A 17,005-nucleotide genomic window follows, 5' to 3' on the forward strand; every position below is an offset into this window, starting at 1 on the left:
GATTAGACGCCGGCGAACCGGCCGGGACCGGTTAGCGCCCGTGTTCGGAAATCGTGTGGTCTTCGTGTGGTTCTGCGGGAGCGCCGTCGAACGCGCCGTTGGGTAACGTCGCGCTGGAAAGGTGTTCCGCGGAGGCGATTTCGGCGATGGCGGCACGCAACGCGTCAAGACCCTGACCGGTGCGCGCGCTCAAAAAGACGCGCGAAATATTACCATACTCGTCCCGCTCGACCGCGTCGCCGCGGGCCGCCAGCTCAGGCACGGCGTCGATCTTGTTGAATACCAGCACCTGCCGGATCGTGTCCGCGCCGATCTCGTGCAGCACGCCGTTGACCTGCTCGATCTGTTCAAGCCTGACCGCGCTCGACGCATCGACCACGTGCAGCAGCAGATCCGCGTGGATCGTTTCCTCGAGGGTCGCGCGGAATGCGGCGACCAACTGGTGAGGCAACTCGCGGATGAACCCGACCGTATCCGACACGACGATCTGGCCGACCTCGTCGCCGAGGTACACGCGCCGCGACGTCGTGTCGAGCGTGGCGAACAGCTGGTCGGCCGCATACGCCTGCGCTTTCGTCAGCGCGTTGAACAGCGTCGACTTGCCCGCGTTCGTATAGCCGACGAGCGACACCGACATCGTGCCGCTGCGCGCACGCTGCCGGCGTTGCGTACTGTGTTGCCGGCGCAGCCGGTCGAGCCGCGACTTCAGCATCTTGATGCGCTCGCCGATCAGCCGGCGGTCGGTTTCGAGCTGCGTTTCACCCGGGCCGCGCAGGCCGATACCGCCCTTCTGACGCTCGAGGTGGGTCCATGCGCGAATGAGTCGCGTCGACAGATACTGAAGCTGTGCGAGTTCGACCTGCAGCTTGCCTTCGTGGCTGCGGGCGCGCTGCGCAAAGATGTCGAGGATGAGGCTGGTGCGATCGACCACACGCCTGTTAAGTGCCTGCTCCAGATTACGTTGCTGGGCTGGCGCCAGTGCGTGGTTGAAGATGACGATTTCGACGTTGTGCGCGTCGCAGGCGAGCCGGAGTTCTTCGGCTTTGCCGCTGCCGATGAACATCTTGGCATCGGGACTGGCGCGACGGCCTGTGAGGGTGACGGCGGGACGGGCCCCGGCGCTGGAGGCGAGAAGACTGAGTTCTTCGAGACTGGCTTCGAAATCGGTCTTGCCGAAATCGATGCCGACGAGCGCTGCGTTGATCAAATTTTCAGGTGTCAAGATAAGGCGGCTGGCATCGGTCGCTCGCGGCGACCGGATGCCGGCCGCTGCGATAGGTTAGGACGAGGCTTCCGCGTCCGGGTGGAAATTCACCGGGCGCGCCGGCACGACCGTCGAGATGGCGTGCTTGTACACCATCTGGGTCACCGTATTACGGAGCAACACGACGTACTGGTCGAACGATTCAATGTTCCCTTGAAGCTTGATGCCGTTGACGAGGTAGATCGAAACGGGAACGTGCTCTTTGCGCAGTGCGTTCAAAAACGGGTCTTGTAACAATTGCCCTTTGTTGCTCATGGCGTACTCCATCTTTTTTTGCAGGTTGATCTGGATTGGCGGCGAAGAAAAAGAGATCCGGCGCCAATCGCTACACTATAGCCGATTTTGCCTGGCCCGCCCGGGGCGTAGGCCTTGCGGCCAACCCCTTGCGGGACGCGTGAAACAGGCGTCTTCAGCTCTTGTCCGCGTACGGATTGTTCGACGAACGGAACTCTATGCGCAATGGAGTCCCTGTCAGTGAGAAAGTTTCGCGGAACCGGTTTTCCAGGTAACGCTTGTACGTTTCCGTCACGGCGTCGAGCGCGTTACCGTGGATCACGATGATCGGCGGATTCTGGCCGCCCTGGTGCGCGTAGCGCAGCTTCGGACGCACCGGGCCGCGACGGCGCGGCTGCTGGAACTCGACCGCCTCGATCAGCGCGCGCGTGAGCTTCGGCGTCGGCAGCTTCGCCATCGCCGCCGCGTATGCGTCGTCGACCGAGCGCATCAGCGTGCCGATACCCGTCTTCTTCGTGGCCGAAATGAAGTGCGATTTCGCGAAGTCGAGGAATTTCAGCTTGCGGGTCAAATCCGCTTTCGCACGTTCGCGCGCATGCTCGTCGAGCCCGTCCCACTTGTTGACGCCGATCACGAGCGCGCGGCCCTGTTCGACGACGAAGCCGGCGATGTGCGCGTCCTGGTCGGAAATGTCCTGCTGCGCATCCAGCAGAAGAATGACGACGTTCGCGTCGGAGATCGACTGCAGCGTCTTCACGACCGAGAATTTCTCGATCGCCTCGAACACCTTGCCGCGGCGGCGCAAGCCGGCCGTATCGATCAGCGTGTATTTCTTGCCGTTACGTTCGAAGTCGACGTAGATCGAATCGCGCGTCGTGCCCGGCATGTCGAACGCGATCACGCGATCCTCGCCGATCAGCGCGTTCACGAGCGTCGACTTGCCGACGTTCGGGCGGCCGACGATCGCGATCTTGATGCCGCGCGACGGGTCGTTCTCGTCCTCTTCCTCCGGACGGTCCGCATACGCGACATCCAGCGCCTCGTTGATCATGTCGGTGACGCCGTCGCCGTGCGCCGCCGAGATCGCGCGCGGATCGCCGAGCCCGAGCTCGTAGAAGTCCGTCGCGACCGCCGTGTACTTCATCCCCTCGGCCTTGTTGACGACGAGGAAGATCGGCCGGCCGGTCTTGCGCAGGTAGTCGGCGATCGACTTGTCCTGCGGCGCGAGCCCGTTGCGGCCGTCGACGATGAACACGACGACGTCGGCTTCCTCGACGGCCTGCCGCGTCTGGCGTGCCATCTCGTGCAGGATGCCGTCCTTCGCGACGGGCTCGAAGCCGCCCGTATCGACGACCAGGTACGGCCGCTCGCCGACGCGCCCTTCGCCATAATGGCGATCGCGCGTCAGGCCCGGCAAGTCGGCGACCAGCGCATCACGCGAGCGCGTGAGCCGGTTGAACAGCGTGGATTTCCCCACATTGGGGCGCCCAACGAGGGCAATGACCGGTTTCATCTGTGTTTTCTACGGTGAAGCGCAGCAGCGGGAGGCCCGCTGCTGCGGGCGGCTGCGCTGAATGAAAATATCACGAATTCGCGCCGCGCCGGATGCGCGCGCCTGGCGCGCGTTGCGCGCCGTCGTCTTTCGTCTCGAACTGCCTTTCAAATACCGAGCGGCCGGGAGCACCGGCCGCCTTCAAATCGCGCGGCCGCGGTGCGCGGGACAAAGCCCGTCACACCGCGGCCGCGCATGTTTCCTGCGCGTCAGCGCGGACGGAATCCGTACAGGCCGCCGTCCTTCGTTTGCACGACGAGCGTATTGCCCGCGAGGACCGGCGCCGCCGTAATCGCGCTGCCGTCGGTCTTCATCCGTGCGATGAAGCTGCCGTCTTCGCGCGACAGGAAGTGCACGAAGCCCTTGTAATCGCCCATCACGACCGCGTGCCCGAGCAGATACGGCACGCCGACGTCACGGCTCTTCAGCTTGTCGTTGCGCCACAGCTCGTTGCCCGAAGCGGCATCGTACGCCGTCACGACCGACCAGTCGTCGCCGCCGGCGACCACCGAATCATCCTGCGCGAGACCGCTGCGGCTCGAGAACGCCTTTTCCCACAGCGGGCGGCCCGAGTTTGCATCGAAGCAGCCGAGCTGCCCCTGGAACGTCACCGCGCAGGCTTCCGCGCCCACGAGCGTCGGCGGGCCGCTGACGTCGTTGATGCGCTCGACCTCGGTCACGCCCTTCGGAAACGACACCGGCGTCTGCCAGAACGGCTCACCCGTCTGCAGGTTGATTGCGACCAGCCCGCCGCCCGGAAAGCCCGCCAGCACCGCCGCGTCACCCGCGAACGTCATGCCGGCCGACACGCGCAGGTTCAGCGGCACCGCGCGGTTGCGGTAGTTCCACTTCTGCTCGCCCGTCTGCGCGTTGAACGCGATCACCTGGCCGTCGATCGTGCGGACGACGACAAGGCCGTTGCCGACGAGCGGCGGCGAGAAGATCTCGCCCTGCACGCTGGTCTTCCACAGTTGCTTGCCGTCCGGGCCCAGCACGAACACGCCGCCCTTCAGCGCGCCGACCGCGGTCAGGTTGCCGTCGCTGCCGACACCGGCCGACAGGTCGGAACCGACCTTCGCGCGCCAGAGCGTCTGGCCCGTCTTCGCGTCGATCTTCTCGACCGAACCGTTTTCGCCCGCCGCATAGACGGCGTCGCCTACGGCCACCGGCGAGAACAGGTAGCGCCCGCCCTTGCCGACGCCCGCCTTCCAGACCTGTTGCACGTCCATCTGGGGCTTGAACTCGGTGAGCGGCGTCGGCACGCGGCGCGCATCCTTCGTCGACGAGCAGGCCGCCAATGCGAGGACAGCCGCCGCGCAGGCAACGGGCACAGCGTAACGTTTCAGCAAATTCATCGGTTAGCGAAGCAGAGTTAAGAGGTTGAGGGGACCAGGATTCAGCCGCCGAGCGCGTCCAGCTTGAACTGAACGAGCTGGCGCGCAGACTGGTCGTCCTTCGACAGGCCGTCGAGCGCAAGCTTGTAAGCCGCGCGCGCATCGTCGGTCTTGCCTTGCGCAGCAAGCAGATCGCCACGGCGATCGGCCACGAGGCCCTTGAATGCATCGACCGGCGTACCCGACAGCAGCGCGAGGCCCGCGTCGTACGCCTTCTCGTCGAGCAGCAGCGCCGCGAGACGCAGCTTCGCGATCTGCTTGTACTCGTCATCCTTGGCGTGATCGACGGCCCATTGCAACTGCGCCTTCGCACCTGCCGCGTCGCCGGCCGCGTACAGCGTCTTCGCGGCGGAGAGCGCCGTCATCTGCGCATACGGCGTGCTGCCGAACTTGTCTTCCATGTCGGCGGCCGCGCGGGCCATCGTCGCCTTGTCGTTCGCGGCGGCGGCCTTCTGGACCTGCTCGTACAGCCCGGACGCCTCGGCAGCCTGACGGCGCTGCCAGTAGTTCCAGCCGTTGAAACCGGCCGCGACGACGAGCGCCGCGAGCACGATCCACGTGGTGAGGTTACCCCAGCGGGCCCACCACGCCTTGAGACTTTCAATCGATTCTTGTTCGTCGTGATAACTCATCGGCGAGCGATTCCTTCCTGTTCAGGCCTTTCTTGTCGAGCGGATGCCAGCGCGATCAGTCGTCGCCGTCTTCGGCGGATGCAACCATCGCATTGATTAGGAATTCGGTCAAGCCTTCGACCGGTACGGTCTGCTGAACGTTCTTTTCCCCATCTCCGCCCGCACCGCGCAGCGCTTTCACGCCCACCGTCCCGTTCGCAACCTCTTCTTCACCGAAGATCACCGCGAACGCGGCACCGCTTGCGTCGGCTCGCTTCATTTGCGACTTGAAGCTGGCCGGCGCACCGTCGGCGCTGCAGTGGAAGATCACGTCGAGGCCCGTATCGCGCAGGCGTTCGGCCGCGATGAACGCCTGTTCACGTGCGGTCTCGCCCTGGTGCACGACGTACACGTCGACACCTTCCTGCTCGGGCGCGAGATCCTCGTCCTTCAGCAGTTCGAGGATCCGCTCGATGCCCATCGCCCAGCCGCACGCGGCGGTCGGCTTGCCGCCGAGCTGCTCGATCAGCGGATCGTAGCGGCCACCGGCCGCAACCGTGCCCTGCGCGCCGAGCTTGTCGGTGACCCACTCGAACACGGTCAGGTTGTAGTAGTCCAGACCACGCACGAGACGCGGGTTGATCTTGAACGGGATGTTGTTCGCGAGCAGCAGGCGCTGCAGCCCTTCGAAGTGCGCGCGCGATTCATCGCCGAGGAAGTCGATCAGCTTCGGCGCGTTCTGCGCGATTTCCTGCAGCGCGGGGTTCTTCGTATCGAGCACGCGCAGCGGGTTCGTATACAGGCGACGCTTCGCATCCTCGTCGAGCACGTCGGCGAACTGTTCGAGGTACTTGATCAGTTCGACGCGGTGCGCGGCACGCTCTTCGGCGAGGCCGAGCGAGTTGATCTCGAGCTTGATGCCGGTCAGGCCGAGGTCGTCCCACAGGCGCTGGCACATCATGATGATCTCGGCATCCGCATCGGGACCCGCAAAGCCGAGCGCCTCGACGCCGACCTGGTGGAACTGGCGGTAGCGGCCGCGCTGCGGACGCTCGTGACGGAACATCGGGCCGATGTACCACAGGCGCTTCGGGCCGTCGTACAGCATGTTGTGCTCGATCGACGCGCGCACGACCGCCGCGGTGTTTTCCGGGCGCATCGTCAGGTTCTCGCCGTTCAGCGCGTCGGTGAAGCTGTACATCTCCTTCTCGACGATGTCGGTGACCTCACCGATGCCGCGCGTGAAGAGCTGCGTGTGCTCGACGATCGGCGTGCGGATGTTCTGGTAACCGTATGCGCGCAGCAGCGATTTCACGGTGGCTTCGAAGAACTCCCAAAGGCCGGCATCCTGCGGGAGGATGTCGTTCATGCCCTTGACGCCGGTGAGCTTCTCGATCTTGCGTTTTTGTTCAGTCATCGTGTGTGTGGACGAATTAGTTCGTGGCCTCAGCGCGGCCGTAATTGCGTGCGACGTAGTCGCTGACGATCTGCTGGAATTCCTCGGCGATTCGCTCGCCGCGCAGCGTCTTGACCTTCTCGCCGTCGATGAAGACAGGTGCGGCCGGGTTTTCGCCCGAACCCGGCAGGCTGATGCCGATGTTCGCGTGCTTCGATTCGCCCGGGCCGTTGACGATGCAGCCCATCACCGCGACGTTCATTTTCTCGACGCCCGGATATTCCTTGCGCCAGACCGGCATCTGCTCGCGCAGGTAGGTCTGGATCTGCATCGCGAGTTCCTGGAACAGCGTGCTCGTCGTGCGGCCGCAGCCCGGGCACGCGATCACCATCGGCGCGAACGAGCGCAGGCCCATCGTCTGCAGGATTTCCTGGCCGACGATCACCTCGCCCGTGCGCGGCGCGCCCGGCTCCGGCGTCAGCGAGATGCGGATCGTGTCGCCGATCCCCTCCTGCAGCAGCACGCCGAGCGCAGCCGTCGACGCGACGATGCCCTTCGAGCCCATGCCCGCCTCGGTCAGCCCGAGGTGCAGCGCGAAGCCGCAGCGGCGGCCGAGCTCGCGGTACACGGCGATCAGGTCCTGCACGCCGCTAACCTTGCACGACAGCACGATGCGGTCGCGGCCGAGGCCCAGTTCGACCGCACGTTCGGCCGAGCCGATCGCCGACTGGATCAGCGCCTCGTACATCACGCTCTGCGCATCCCACGGCTGCGCACGCGCGCCGTTCTCGTCCATCATGCGCGCGAGCAGGTCCTGGTCGAGGCTGCCCCAGTTCACGCCGATCCGCACCGCCTTGTCGTACTTGGCGGCCGCTTCGATCATCAGCGCGAACTGCGTGTCGCGTTTCGCACCCTGGCCGACGTTGCCCGGGTTGATCCGGTACTTCGACAACGACTCCGCGCAGCCCGGGTAGTCGCGCAGCAGCAGGTGGCCGTTGTAGTGGAAATCGCCGACGAGCGGCACCGTCACGCCCATCCGGTCGAGCTGCTCGCGGATCGCCGGCACGGCGGCCGCGGCCTCGGGCGTGTTGACCGTGATGCGCACCAGTTCGGAGCCCGCATTCGCGAGATCCTTGATCTGGATTGCCGTGCCGATCGCGTCGGCCGTGTCGGTATTCGTCATCGACTGCACGCGCACCGGCGCGTCGCCGCCGATCGTCACGAGCTGCCCGCCCCAACGGACATCCACCGCATGCGATACGCGGCGCGGCTGATGCCCGCCGAACACCGGCTCGGTTGAACAAATCTGACTGCTGCGTGGGGATTGAGCTTCGGATTGCATCGATAGATCCATTTACGCGGAATGCGCCGCGGCGCGGCGCATGAATTGAAAAAGCGCCGTGCCTTCCCGGCCTGCCGATATCGACGACAGGCCTTCGCCACGGCGCTTGACGTCAGGGCAACGTGAACCGCGCCACATTACCCCGCGCTGCCGAATATTTTGCCGGATCGACAGGTTTTCCGTCGAACGCAACCGTATCGAGGCCTGCCTTGTTGCCGATCGTGACCTTGAACGGCCCGTCGCCAGCGACCTGCTTCGCCTCGCCGCCGTGCACCAGCCCGGAGAACAGCTCCTTGCCGCTCTTGTCGCGCACGCTGAACCAGCTGTCCTGCTTGACCTTCAGCTCGATCATCGACTGGCCGGCCGCCACCACGACACTCGCCGGCTGGGCCGGCGCGGCGGCGCTGGCCGCCGTCGGTGCCACGACGGGCTGCGATGCAGCCGCCGTCACGACCGGCGCCACGGGCGCAGGTGCCGGAGCAGCCGACGCAACGACCGGCGCCGGGGCGGCAGAAGCAGCAGCCGGGGCCGGAACCTCATTCGCGACCACGGCAGACGCACCGCTCGATGCCGCCTCTTCGACTGACGACGAGGATCCAGCCGGCACGCTCGCGGCCGACGCATGCTCCGCGTCGCCGCTCTTGAAGCGCGCGAGCAGGCTGGCCGAATCGCCGCCAGTGTGCCACATCAGTACCGCAACCACCGCGACGACGACGATCGCCGTGCCCCACAGCCACGGGTGATGCCGCGACGATCCGCCCAGCGGAATCGACACGCGGCCGCGCGGCAGATCCGTCCCCGACGACGCGGGCATCGACAGGTCGACTTCCGGCACCCCGCGCTCACGGCGCAACGCCTGCGCGAACGGTTCCGGATCGACGCCGAGCATCTTCGCGTAGCTGCGCACGACGCCGAGCGCAAACGTCACACCAGGCAAATGGCTGATGTCGCCGGCCTCGAGCGCCCGAAGCTTCGGCGGTGCGACCTTGAGTCGCGCCGACACGTCGTCGACGGTCCAACCCCTCGCCTCCCGAAGCTGCGCCAGCCGGCTGCCGACCGCCGCAAGCGATTCCAACCCTGCCGGTGCCGGCTTCGCGCCATTCGTCTCTGCGCCGTTAGACGGCTGCGGCTCACTCATCCTTGTCCTCGCGTCGATTCTTCTTCACTGGCGGCCGCCGCCGGCTCCTGCCGGCAGCACCCGCAACTGTCCATACCATGCGCGACGCCGAGGCGCCGCGACCGATCGCTATTCGCGTGTTGTACCGCCCAAAGGTCCTGGCATCCCCGGCCAGGCGTCCATGTCAAACCGACCGAACTTCGATGATTTTTCCTGCCACACCCGTTCGTTCCGCGAGGCGCGTGCGGTCCTTCACTGCGCCGGCCAGCTGGCCGCACGCGGCATCGATATCGTCGCCGCGCGTCTTGCGCACGGTCGTGACGACACCCGCGTCGAGGAGAACCTGTGCAAAACGCTTGATCTGCTCCGGCTTCGAGCGGATGAGGCCCGATTCCGGAAACGGATTGAACGGGATCAGATTGAACTTGCACGGCACGTCGCGCGTGACGGCCAGCAGTTCGCGCGCATGCGCTTCGGTGTCGTTGACGCCGTCCAGCATGCAGTATTCGAAAGTAATGAAGTCGCGCGGGGCGACTTTCAGATAACGCTGGCAAGCCGCCATGAGCTCGCGCAGCGGATACTTCTTGTTGAGCGGCACCAGCTCGTCGCGCAGCGCATCGTTCGGCGCGTGCAGCGAAACGGCCAGCGCGACCGGCAACTCGGCGCCGAGCCGATCCATCATCGGCACCACGCCGGACGTCGACAGCGTGACGCGGCGGCGCGACAGGCCGTACGCGTTGTCGTCGAGCATCAGCCGCATCGCCGGCACGACCGCGCTGTAATTCAGCAGCGGCTCGCCCATGCCCATCATCACCACGTTGGTGACGACCCGTTCGGCCTTGCCGTTCGGGCCGGGCGCGCGGCCCAGCGACGCTCGCAACGCAAATTCGGCCATCCGTAGCTGGCCGATGATTTCGGCTGTCGACAGATTGCGGGAAAAGCCCTGCTTGCCCGTCGAACAGAAGCGGCAGTTGACCGCACACCCGGCCTGCGACGACACGCACAGCGTGCCGCGCGTCTCTTCCGGGATGAACACGGTTTCGACCGCATTGCCGTTTCCGACGTCGATCAGCCACTTGCGCGTGCCGTCGGCGGAAACGTGATCGCTGGCGATCTCGGGCATGCCGATCGACGCGCGGCCCTTGAGTTTTTCTCTCAAGGACTTCGCGAGATCGGTCATGCCGTCGAAATCGCCAGCGTTGTACTGATGGATCCAGCGCTGCAACTGCTTGGCGCGGAACGGCTTCTCGCCGAGGCTGCCGCAGTACGCGACAAGACCCTCGGCATCGAAGTCGAGAAGATTGACGGAAGTTTCGCTCGTCATGATGTGCTGCCTTGCCGCGTGCGCTGAATCCTGCCTACTTGCTGCCAGCCAGGGCTTAGCGCGAGTAAACGTTCATTTCCGGGAAGAAGAACGCGACTTCGACCGCTGCCGTTTCAGCAGCGTCCGAGCCGTGAACGGCGTTCGCGTCGATGCTGTCGGCGAAGTCGGCGCGGATCGTGCCCTTTTCTGCCTTCTTCGGATCCGTCGCGCCCATCAGGTCGCGATTCTTCAGGATCGCGCCTTCACCTTCCAGAACCTGGATCATCACCGGGCCCGAGATCATGAAATCGACGAGGTCCTTGAAGAACGGACGCGCTGCGTGAACCGCGTAGAACTTCTCTGCGTCAGCACGCGACAGGTGTGCCATGCGCGATGCGACGATCTTCAGGCCGGCGCCTTCGAAACGGCTGTAGATCTGGCCGATCACGTTCTTTGCCACCGCATCCGGCTTGATGATCGACAGGGTGCGCTCGATTGCCATAAAAACTCCAAAAAATTAAGAAGTTACAGGTTCAAATGAATCCGCTATTGTAGCACGATCCCGTGTATCATTGCGATTGAACCCTTACACGCATGAAAGGTTCAGAATCCATATGTTTTGTGCCGCCCGGCCATTGAAACCTCCCGGCACGGAACGTATCTTAGCCATAGCTGCTCCGGTTTGCTGCGCCGCACACCGCGCGCGCCGAACCGGCCCCGGACGCCCATGCGTTCAATGTTAGGAGAAACCATGAACGACTATCCGTACAATTTCGGCCGCGGCGGTTCCGTCAGCACCGCCGAGGTTCGCAACCGCGTGCTGCGGAACACGTACTGGCTGCTCGCGCTGTCGATGGTGCCGACCGTGCTGGGCGCCTGGGTCGGCGTCGCGACGGGCTTCTCGCTGTTCGCGGCCACGAGCCCGATGATGAGCCTGCTCGCGTTCTTCGCGATCGCGTTCGGCTTCATGTTCGCGATCGAGCGGACGAAAAACAGCGCAGCCGGCGTGTTCGTGCTGCTCGGCTTCACGTTCTTCATGGGCCTGATGCTGTCGCGGCTGCTGAGCTTCATCCTCGGCTTCTCGAACGGCCCGTCGCTGATCATGCTCGCGTTCGGCGGCACCGGCATCATCTTCGCCGCGATGGCGACGATCGCCACCGTCAGCAAGCGCGACTTCTCGGGGCTCGGCAAGTGGCTGTTCATGGGCGTGATCGTGATCCTGCTCGCCTCGGTCGCGAACATCTTCCTGCAACTCCCGGCGCTAATGCTCACCGTGTCGGTACTCGCGATCGCGATCTTCTCCGCGTACATGCTGTTCGACGTCCAGCGCGTCGTGAACGGCGGCGAGACGAACTACATCTCGGCCACGCTCGCGATCTACCTCGACCTGTACAACGTGTTCACGAACCTGCTTGCGCTGCTCGGCATCTTCGGCGGCAACCGCAACTGACGTTCGCCACGCAACATGAAAAAACCGGCCCGCGGGCCGGTTTTTTTTCGTCCGCCGCCCGGCGTTCAGTCGCGCTCGAACAGCGCGATCGATTCGACGTGCGACGTATTCGGGAACATGTTCACGACACCGGCGCCCTTCAGGCGGTAGCCTGCCTCGTGCACGAGCAGGCCCGCGTCGCGCGCCAGCGTCGACGGGTTGCACGACACATAGACGATCCGCTTCGGCAGCGGGCCCTCACCGCTCTGCGCGATCTCGGCCAGCGCCTTCGACACCGCGAGCGCGCCTTCGCGCGGCGGGTCGATCAGGAACTTGTCGAATGCGCCGAGCGCACGCATGTCGTCGCCCGTCACTTCGAACAGGTTCCGGCACGCGAACGTCGTGTGGCCGTCGACACCGTTCTCGCGCGCATTCGCCAGCGCGCGCGTCGTCAGCGTGTCGCTGCCCTCGATGCCCATCACTTCGCGCGACAGCCGCGCGAGCGGCAGCGTGAAGTTGCCGATCCCGCAGAACAGGTCGAGCACGCGGTCGTCGCGCGACGGCGCGAGCAGGCGCAGCGCACGGCCCACCAGCACGCGGTTGATCTGATGGTTGACCTGCGTGAAATCGGTCGGCTTGAACGGCATGCGGATACCGAATTCCGGCAGCGCGTAGTCGAGCGACACGTCGAGCGGATAGAACGGCGCCACCGTATCGGGGCCCTTCGGCTGCAGCCAGAACTGCACCTTGTGCTCGTCCGCGAACGCGCGCAGCAGCGCCTCGTCGTCCGCGTTGATCGGCTCCAGCACGCGCAGCACGAGCGCCGTGACTTCGGAGCCGACCGCGAGCTCGATCTGCGGCATCCGATCGCGGATCGACAGCCCTTCGACGAGCCGGCGCAGCGGCACGAGCATCGCCGACACATGCGGCGGCAGCACTTCGCAGCTCGTCATGTCGGCAACGTAGCTGCTCTTCTTCTCGTGGAATCCGACCAGCACGCCGCCCTTCTTCGCGACGTTGCGCACGGTCAGGCGTGCACGGTAGCGATAGCCCCACGACGGGCCGTGGATCGGCGCGAACATCGTTTCCGCGCGCAGCTTTGCCAGGTGCCACAGGTTGTCTTCGAGCACGCGCTGCTTGACCGCCACCTGCGCGCGCATGTCGAGATGCTGCATCGAACAGCCGCCGCAGGTGCCGAAGAACGTGCACTTCGGCTGCGTGCGCATCACGCTCGGGCGCAGAATGTCGACAACCGTCGCCTGCTCGTAGCTCGGCTTGCGGCGGAAGCTCGAATAGGTCACGCGCTCGCCCGGCAGCGCCCCCTCGACGAAGATGACCTTGCCCGGCTCGCCGTCCTCGGTGATCGTGCGGCCGACACCGCGCGCTTCCATGTCGAGCGATTCGATCTCGAGAACCGGGGCGGGCCCGGGCGCGACGGGCGCATTTCTTGATTTGCGCGCAGAAGTGGGGACGGCTTCGGACACCAGCTTTTCCTGACAAACGTTGAAGAAGGCGAGATTGTAGACGACGAAGGCCCGCATCGCCCGCTTTGCATGAGGCAAGCGTCGATACTTAAGCATAGGCGCCCCGGCATTGCGCGGGAGCGGCCACACAGGCGGCCCGGAAGCCCCCTCGGCCGGGGCGACCGCGGAGCCGGTCAGGCCCCGCCCTCGCCCGCAATCCATCCGACAGGAGATTCGACCATGCGACTGATCGACTGGAACATCCAATGGGGTCGGGACGCGGCCGGCGTCGTCGATCTTTCGCGCACCGTCGCGGCAATCCGCGGGCTCGGCGACTTCGACGTGCTATGCCTGCAGGAAGTCACGCGCGGCTTCGGCGCACTGCCCGGCCGGCCCGGCAACGACCAGTTCGCCGAACTCGCAGCGCTGTTGCCCGGCCATACGATCGTCGAAGCGATCGGCGCCGACCTGCCGCCCATCGAAGCCGGTGCACCGCGCCGCCAGTTCGGCAACGCGATCGCGACCCGGCTCCCGGTCGGGCGTGTGCTCCGCCAGTTGCTGCCGTGGCCGGCCGACGCCGACGCGCCGTCGATGCCGCGCGTCGCGCTCGACGTCGAGTTGCAGGCACCATTCGGGCCGCTGCGGGTGGTCACCACGCATCTGGAATATTATTCGGCGCGCCAGCGGCTCGCTCAGGTCGACGCACTGCGCGGCCGGCATCGCGAGGCCTGCGCGCACGCGGCACGACCGGCGCCCGCCGAAACCGCCGAGGGGCCATTCAGCGCGACCAGCCAGCCGTGCGATGCGATCGTCTGCGGCGATTTCAACAGCGCATTCGGCAGCGAAGCCTATTGCCGCTTCCTGGAGCCGATCGCAGACGCGCCGCGTTTCGTCGACGCATGGGTCGCCCGGCACCCCGGCCGCACGCCACCGCCGACGGCGGGCGTCTACGATACGGTGCAATGGTCGGAGGGGCCGCTCGCGTGCGACTTCGTGTTCGTGACCGATACGCTACTGCCGCGCGTCACGCGCTGCGAGATCGACGGCGATGTGCGCGCGTCGGATCACCAGCCGGTGCTGCTCGAACTCGATTGATCAAGACGCCGGCCGCGGCGCGCCCCGCCCGCGCTACGCGTCGAAGCCGGCCAGGTATTCGGCCCAGTGCGACGCAGGCTCCTGTGCAAGCGAGTTCTTCACGAGCAGGATTTCATCCGCGTATTCGCTCGGCGTGAGACCGCCGCGCATCAACTGGAACCGGCAATACAGCAGGTAGGTATTGACGACGTCGGTTTCGCAATAATTGCGGATTTCCTCGATCTGCCCGTTCTGGAACGCCGGCCACACCTGGCTGCCGTCCATCCCGAGCTTGCCCGGAAAGCCGCACATCTTCGCGAGCGCGTCGAGCGGCGCGTTTGCACGTGCCTGATACATCGCGAGCACATCCATCAGGTCGGTATGCCGCGAGTGGTAGCGCGAGATGTAGTTGTTCCACTTGAATTCGCGATCGTCTTCGCCGAGATCCCAGTAGCGGGACGCGGGGATGCCGTGCACGAGCGCGCGGTAATGGAGCACCGGCAGATCGAAGCCGCCGCCGTTCCACGACACGAGCTGCGGCGTGTATTTCTCGATCACGCGGTAGAACGACTGGATCAGCGCCGCCTCGTTGTCCTGCATCGTGCCGAGCGAGCGCACGCGAAAACCGTTGTTGTCGCGGAACACGCACGATATCGCTGCGATACGCTGCAGGTGGTGCGGCAGGAAATCGCTGCCAGTCTTCTCGCGACGGGCTGCGAATGCATGTTCGGCCACTGCGGCATCGTCGAGCGTCGCAGGCAGGTCTTCCAGACGGCGAATGCCGTCGACATCGGGAATCGTCTCGATGTCAAAAACAAGAATCGGAGTCATCAGTTACAGAACGGCGTCCTTGCGCACGCCGTTGGAGGCAAAAAACCGCTTGAGGCGCACCAGCGCTTCCTGCTGGATCTGGCGCACGCGCTCGCGCGTGAGCCCCATCTCGTCGGCCAGCTCCTCGAGCGTCGCCGGTTCGATGTGGTTCAGGCCGAAGCGGCGCTCGATCACATGGCGATGCTTGTCGGACAGCCGCGACAGCCACGCGCGCGTCAGCGTCTCGAGCTCGCGGTGTTGCACCTCGGCGTCGGGCGACTGGCTCTGGTCGTCGGGCAGCAGGTCGAGCAGACTGCTCGCAGGATCGAGGTCGAGCGGCGCGTCGAGCGACGCCGTGTGCTCGTTGAGCGCGAGGATATCGGTGACTTCCTCGGCGGTCTTGCCGGTGAGATAGGCGATGTCGTCGATGCTGGCTTCGCGGCGCTCGGCCGCCTCGCCCGTCGACATCGAATTCTTTTCGAGGTGGCGCTTCGCGCGCAACACCTGGTTCAGCTCGCGGATCACGTGCACGGGCAGGCGCACCGTGCGGGCCTGGTTCATGATCGCCCGCTCGATGCTCTGCCGGATCCACCACGTCGCGTAGGTCGAAAAACGAAAGCCGCGCGTCGGGTCGAATTTTTCGATCGCGTGCATCAGGCCGAGGTTGCCTTCCTCGATCAGGTCGAGCAGCGGCACGCCACGGTTCAGATACCCCTTCGCGATGCTGACGACGAGGCGCAGGTTGCGCTCGATCATCACCTGCCGCGCCTCGAATTCGCCGGCCTTGGCCAGACGCGAATAGCGCTGCTCCTCCTCGACGGTGAGCAGCGGCTTCACGCTGATGCGGTTCAGGTAATGCTGGATCGTGTCGGCCGTGAGCTCGGCCTGCAGCATCGTGCGGAAATCGTCGACGTCGGGCGCCGCCTCCGGGCGGCCTTCGCGCTCATCGTCACCACCGTCCGCGTCGGCGTCGCGTGCCTCGAGGTCACGCTCGTTGTCCGCGACGTCGTCTTCGTCGTCCGTCGAAGCACCAGCTCGCCCCACCGACGCTTGCGTGGCACGACTGATCTTCTCAGACTCGGCTTGCGGCTCGTGGCGCTTCGATTTCGGCATGGTCGTCTCGGTTATTGAGGCGGCAAATACTTCAGCGGATCGACAGGTTTACCCTGCCGGCGAACCTCGAAATGCAGCATCACGCGGTCGGAATCGCTATTCCCCATCTCGGCGATCTTCTGCCCCTTCGTTACCGCGTCCCCCTCTTTTACCATCAAAGCGCGATTGTGTGCATACGCCGTGAGGTAAGTTGCATCGTGCTTGATGATAATGAGGTTGCCGTAGCCGCGCAGGCCATTGCCGGAGTAGACGACGCGGCCGTCGGCCGCCGCCTTCACGGTCTCGCCGGCCGTACCGCCGATATTGACGCCCTTGTTCTTCGCGTCGTCGAAACCGTTCAGCACGGGACCGCGCGCGGGCCACGCGAACGTCACGGGGCCGCTCGGCGCGGCGGCCGTATCGCTCGATGCGGCGGCCGCGGCAGGCGGCGGCGCAACCGAGGACGACGTGCCGGCGGACGGCGTTGCCGGGCCGCTGCTGAGCGGCGCGGTCGCAACGGCTGCGCCGGCGATCGGCGCGGCGACCTGCGTGCCCGCAACGGCGGCACCGGCCTGCGGCGAAACGCGCAGCAGCTGGTCGACTTCAATCTGATTCGGGTTCGCCAGGTTGTTCCATGCGGCGATGTCGCGATAGTTCTGCCCGTTTTCGAGTGCGATCCGGTACAGCGTGTCGCCCGGCTTCACCCGGTAGTAACCCGGTGGCGCAGGGGGAAGCGGCGCCGCGGGCTGCGCGGTGCCGGTCGTGCCGAGCGAACCGGAGCGATCGACGACGGGCGCGTTGTCGAGCCGCGTCGCACAGGCGGCCAGTAGCGTGGAGAACGCAGCTACGCAGATCGCGCGCTGGGCGAGCGTGAGCGGTTCCCTGGAACGGTTGTTTTGCATCGCGCGCAACATACTCATCGGT

Annotated in this window: 16 protein-coding genes; 2 read left to right on the plus strand and 14 right to left on the minus strand. The window is 65.5% G+C overall.

All coding sequences use genetic code 11. The features are described from left to right. Positions 1–31: 31 nt before the first annotated feature. The 10 genes from hflX to ndk form a co-directional block, all read right to left on the minus strand. The gene (hflX, locus tag G3N61_RS10440; RefSeq protein WP_175021157.1) at positions 32–1,207 is read right to left on the minus strand and encodes a GTPase HflX; all 1,176 of its coding nucleotides are present in this window, start codon (positions 1,205–1,207) and stop codon (positions 32–34) included. Positions 1,208–1,279: 72 nt separating this feature from the next. After that, positions 1,280–1,519, minus strand: a complete 240-nt coding sequence (hfq, locus tag G3N61_RS10445) for an RNA chaperone Hfq (RefSeq protein WP_006399927.1) — start codon at positions 1,517–1,519, stop codon at positions 1,280–1,282. Positions 1,520–1,673: 154 nt separating this feature from the next. Next, complete coding sequence (gene der / locus G3N61_RS10450) at positions 1,674–3,011, minus strand: ribosome biogenesis GTPase Der (RefSeq protein ID WP_051890220.1); 1,338 nt, start codon at positions 3,009–3,011, stop codon at positions 1,674–1,676. A gap of 248 nt (positions 3,012–3,259) precedes the next feature. Further along, positions 3,260–4,405: an outer membrane protein assembly factor BamB gene (gene bamB / locus G3N61_RS10455; RefSeq protein WP_205822351.1), complete on the minus strand. Its 1,146-nt coding sequence runs from the start codon at positions 4,403–4,405 to the stop codon at positions 3,260–3,262. A 41-nt stretch (positions 4,406–4,446) separates the two neighbouring features. Then, entirely contained in the window at positions 4,447–5,076 is a 630-nt protein-coding gene (locus G3N61_RS10460; protein WP_043188288.1) for a tetratricopeptide repeat protein, read from the minus strand. Positions 5,077–5,131: 55 nt separating this feature from the next. Continuing rightward, positions 5,132–6,472: a histidine--tRNA ligase gene (hisS, locus tag G3N61_RS10465; protein WP_205822352.1), complete on the minus strand. Its 1,341-nt coding sequence runs from the start codon at positions 6,470–6,472 to the stop codon at positions 5,132–5,134. Between the two features lie 16 nt (positions 6,473–6,488). Beyond that, positions 6,489–7,793, minus strand: coding sequence for a flavodoxin-dependent (E)-4-hydroxy-3-methylbut-2-enyl-diphosphate synthase (gene ispG / locus G3N61_RS10470; RefSeq protein WP_043188280.1), 1,305 nt, complete (start codon positions 7,791–7,793; stop codon positions 6,489–6,491). Positions 7,794–7,905: 112 nt separating this feature from the next. Next, the gene (locus tag G3N61_RS10475) at positions 7,906–8,931 is read right to left on the minus strand and encodes a helix-turn-helix domain-containing protein (RefSeq protein ID WP_205822353.1); all 1,026 of its coding nucleotides are present in this window, start codon (positions 8,929–8,931) and stop codon (positions 7,906–7,908) included. Between the two features lie 163 nt (positions 8,932–9,094). Then, complete coding sequence (rlmN, locus tag G3N61_RS10480) at positions 9,095–10,234, minus strand: 23S rRNA (adenine(2503)-C(2))-methyltransferase RlmN (RefSeq protein ID WP_043188276.1); 1,140 nt, start codon at positions 10,232–10,234, stop codon at positions 9,095–9,097. Positions 10,235–10,289: 55 nt separating this feature from the next. Beyond that, positions 10,290–10,715 carry a nucleoside-diphosphate kinase gene (gene ndk, locus G3N61_RS10485; RefSeq protein WP_011352265.1) on the minus strand — a complete coding sequence of 142 codons (426 nt, stop codon included), beginning with the start codon at positions 10,713–10,715 and terminating at the stop codon, positions 10,290–10,292. Positions 10,716–10,964: 249 nt separating this feature from the next. On the opposite strand from ndk, the gene G3N61_RS10490 reads away from it, so the two are divergent. Next, positions 10,965–11,663 (plus strand): Bax inhibitor-1/YccA family protein, encoded by a 699-nt coding sequence (locus tag G3N61_RS10490; protein WP_006761414.1) that lies wholly within the window; start codon positions 10,965–10,967, stop codon positions 11,661–11,663. Positions 11,664–11,728: 65 nt separating this feature from the next. On the opposite strand, the gene rlmD is transcribed toward G3N61_RS10490, so the two are convergent. Further along, positions 11,729–13,126: a 23S rRNA (uracil(1939)-C(5))-methyltransferase RlmD gene (gene rlmD, locus G3N61_RS10495; protein ID WP_205822354.1), complete on the minus strand. Its 1,398-nt coding sequence runs from the start codon at positions 13,124–13,126 to the stop codon at positions 11,729–11,731. A gap of 219 nt (positions 13,127–13,345) precedes the next feature. Here rlmD and G3N61_RS10500 point away from each other — a divergent pair, with 219 nt between their 5' ends. Then, the gene (locus G3N61_RS10500) at positions 13,346–14,200 is read left to right on the plus strand and encodes an endonuclease/exonuclease/phosphatase family protein (RefSeq protein ID WP_205822355.1); all 855 of its coding nucleotides are present in this window, start codon (positions 13,346–13,348) and stop codon (positions 14,198–14,200) included. A 33-nt stretch (positions 14,201–14,233) separates the two neighbouring features. Here the strand turns inward: G3N61_RS10500 and G3N61_RS10505 are convergent, their stop codons facing one another. From G3N61_RS10505 to G3N61_RS10515, 3 genes are read right to left on the minus strand one after another with little or no spacing between them, the layout of a single operon-like run. Then, complete coding sequence (locus G3N61_RS10505; RefSeq protein ID WP_205822356.1) at positions 14,234–15,010, minus strand: 3'-5' exonuclease; 777 nt, start codon at positions 15,008–15,010, stop codon at positions 14,234–14,236. A gap of 3 nt (positions 15,011–15,013) precedes the next feature. Next, positions 15,014–16,102 carry an RNA polymerase sigma factor RpoS gene (gene rpoS / locus G3N61_RS10510; RefSeq protein WP_089450612.1) on the minus strand — a complete coding sequence of 363 codons (1,089 nt, stop codon included), beginning with the start codon at positions 16,100–16,102 and terminating at the stop codon, positions 15,014–15,016. Between the two features lie 11 nt (positions 16,103–16,113). After that, entirely contained in the window at positions 16,114–17,001 is an 888-nt protein-coding gene (locus tag G3N61_RS10515; protein ID WP_043188256.1) for a peptidoglycan DD-metalloendopeptidase family protein, read from the minus strand. Positions 17,002–17,005: the final 4 nt, after the last annotated feature.

Source organism: Burkholderia sp. Ac-20349 (assembly GCF_017104865.1).
GTDB classification, from domain to species: domain Bacteria; phylum Pseudomonadota; class Gammaproteobacteria; order Burkholderiales; family Burkholderiaceae; genus Burkholderia; species Burkholderia aenigmatica.

Bases quoted from the DNA above. Each gene is read 5' to 3' on its own strand.
- hfq (WP_006399927.1), bottom strand. From the start codon at position 1,519: ATGAGCAACAAAGGGCAATTGTTACAAGACCCGTTTTTGAACGCACTG.
- der (WP_051890220.1), bottom strand. From the start codon at position 3,011: ATGAAACCGGTCATTGCCCTCGTTGGGCGCCCCAATGTGGGGAAATCC.
- bamB (WP_205822351.1), bottom strand. From the start codon at position 4,405: ATGAATTTGCTGAAACGTTACGCTGTGCCCGTTGCCTGCGCGGCGGCT.
- G3N61_RS10460 (WP_043188288.1), bottom strand. From the start codon at position 5,076: ATGAGTTATCACGACGAACAAGAATCGATTGAAAGTCTCAAGGCGTGG.
- hisS (WP_205822352.1), bottom strand. From the start codon at position 6,472: ATGACTGAACAAAAACGCAAGATCGAGAAGCTCACCGGCGTCAAGGGC.
- ispG (WP_043188280.1), bottom strand. From the start codon at position 7,793: ATGCAATCCGAAGCTCAATCCCCACGCAGCAGTCAGATTTGTTCAACC.
- G3N61_RS10475 (WP_205822353.1), bottom strand. From the start codon at position 8,931: ATGAGTGAGCCGCAGCCGTCTAACGGCGCAGAGACGAATGGCGCGAAG.
- rlmN (WP_043188276.1), bottom strand. From the start codon at position 10,234: ATGACGAGCGAAACTTCCGTCAATCTTCTCGACTTCGATGCCGAGGGT.
- ndk (WP_011352265.1), bottom strand. From the start codon at position 10,715: ATGGCAATCGAGCGCACCCTGTCGATCATCAAGCCGGATGCGGTGGCA.
- G3N61_RS10490 (WP_006761414.1), top strand. From the start codon at position 10,965: ATGAACGACTATCCGTACAATTTCGGCCGCGGCGGTTCCGTCAGCACC.
- G3N61_RS10500 (WP_205822355.1), top strand. From the start codon at position 13,346: ATGCGACTGATCGACTGGAACATCCAATGGGGTCGGGACGCGGCCGGC.
- G3N61_RS10505 (WP_205822356.1), bottom strand. From the start codon at position 15,010: ATGACTCCGATTCTTGTTTTTGACATCGAGACGATTCCCGATGTCGAC.
- rpoS (WP_089450612.1), bottom strand. From the start codon at position 16,102: ATGCCGAAATCGAAGCGCCACGAGCCGCAAGCCGAGTCTGAGAAGATC.
- G3N61_RS10515 (WP_043188256.1), bottom strand. From the start codon at position 17,001: ATGAGTATGTTGCGCGCGATGCAAAACAACCGTTCCAGGGAACCGCTC.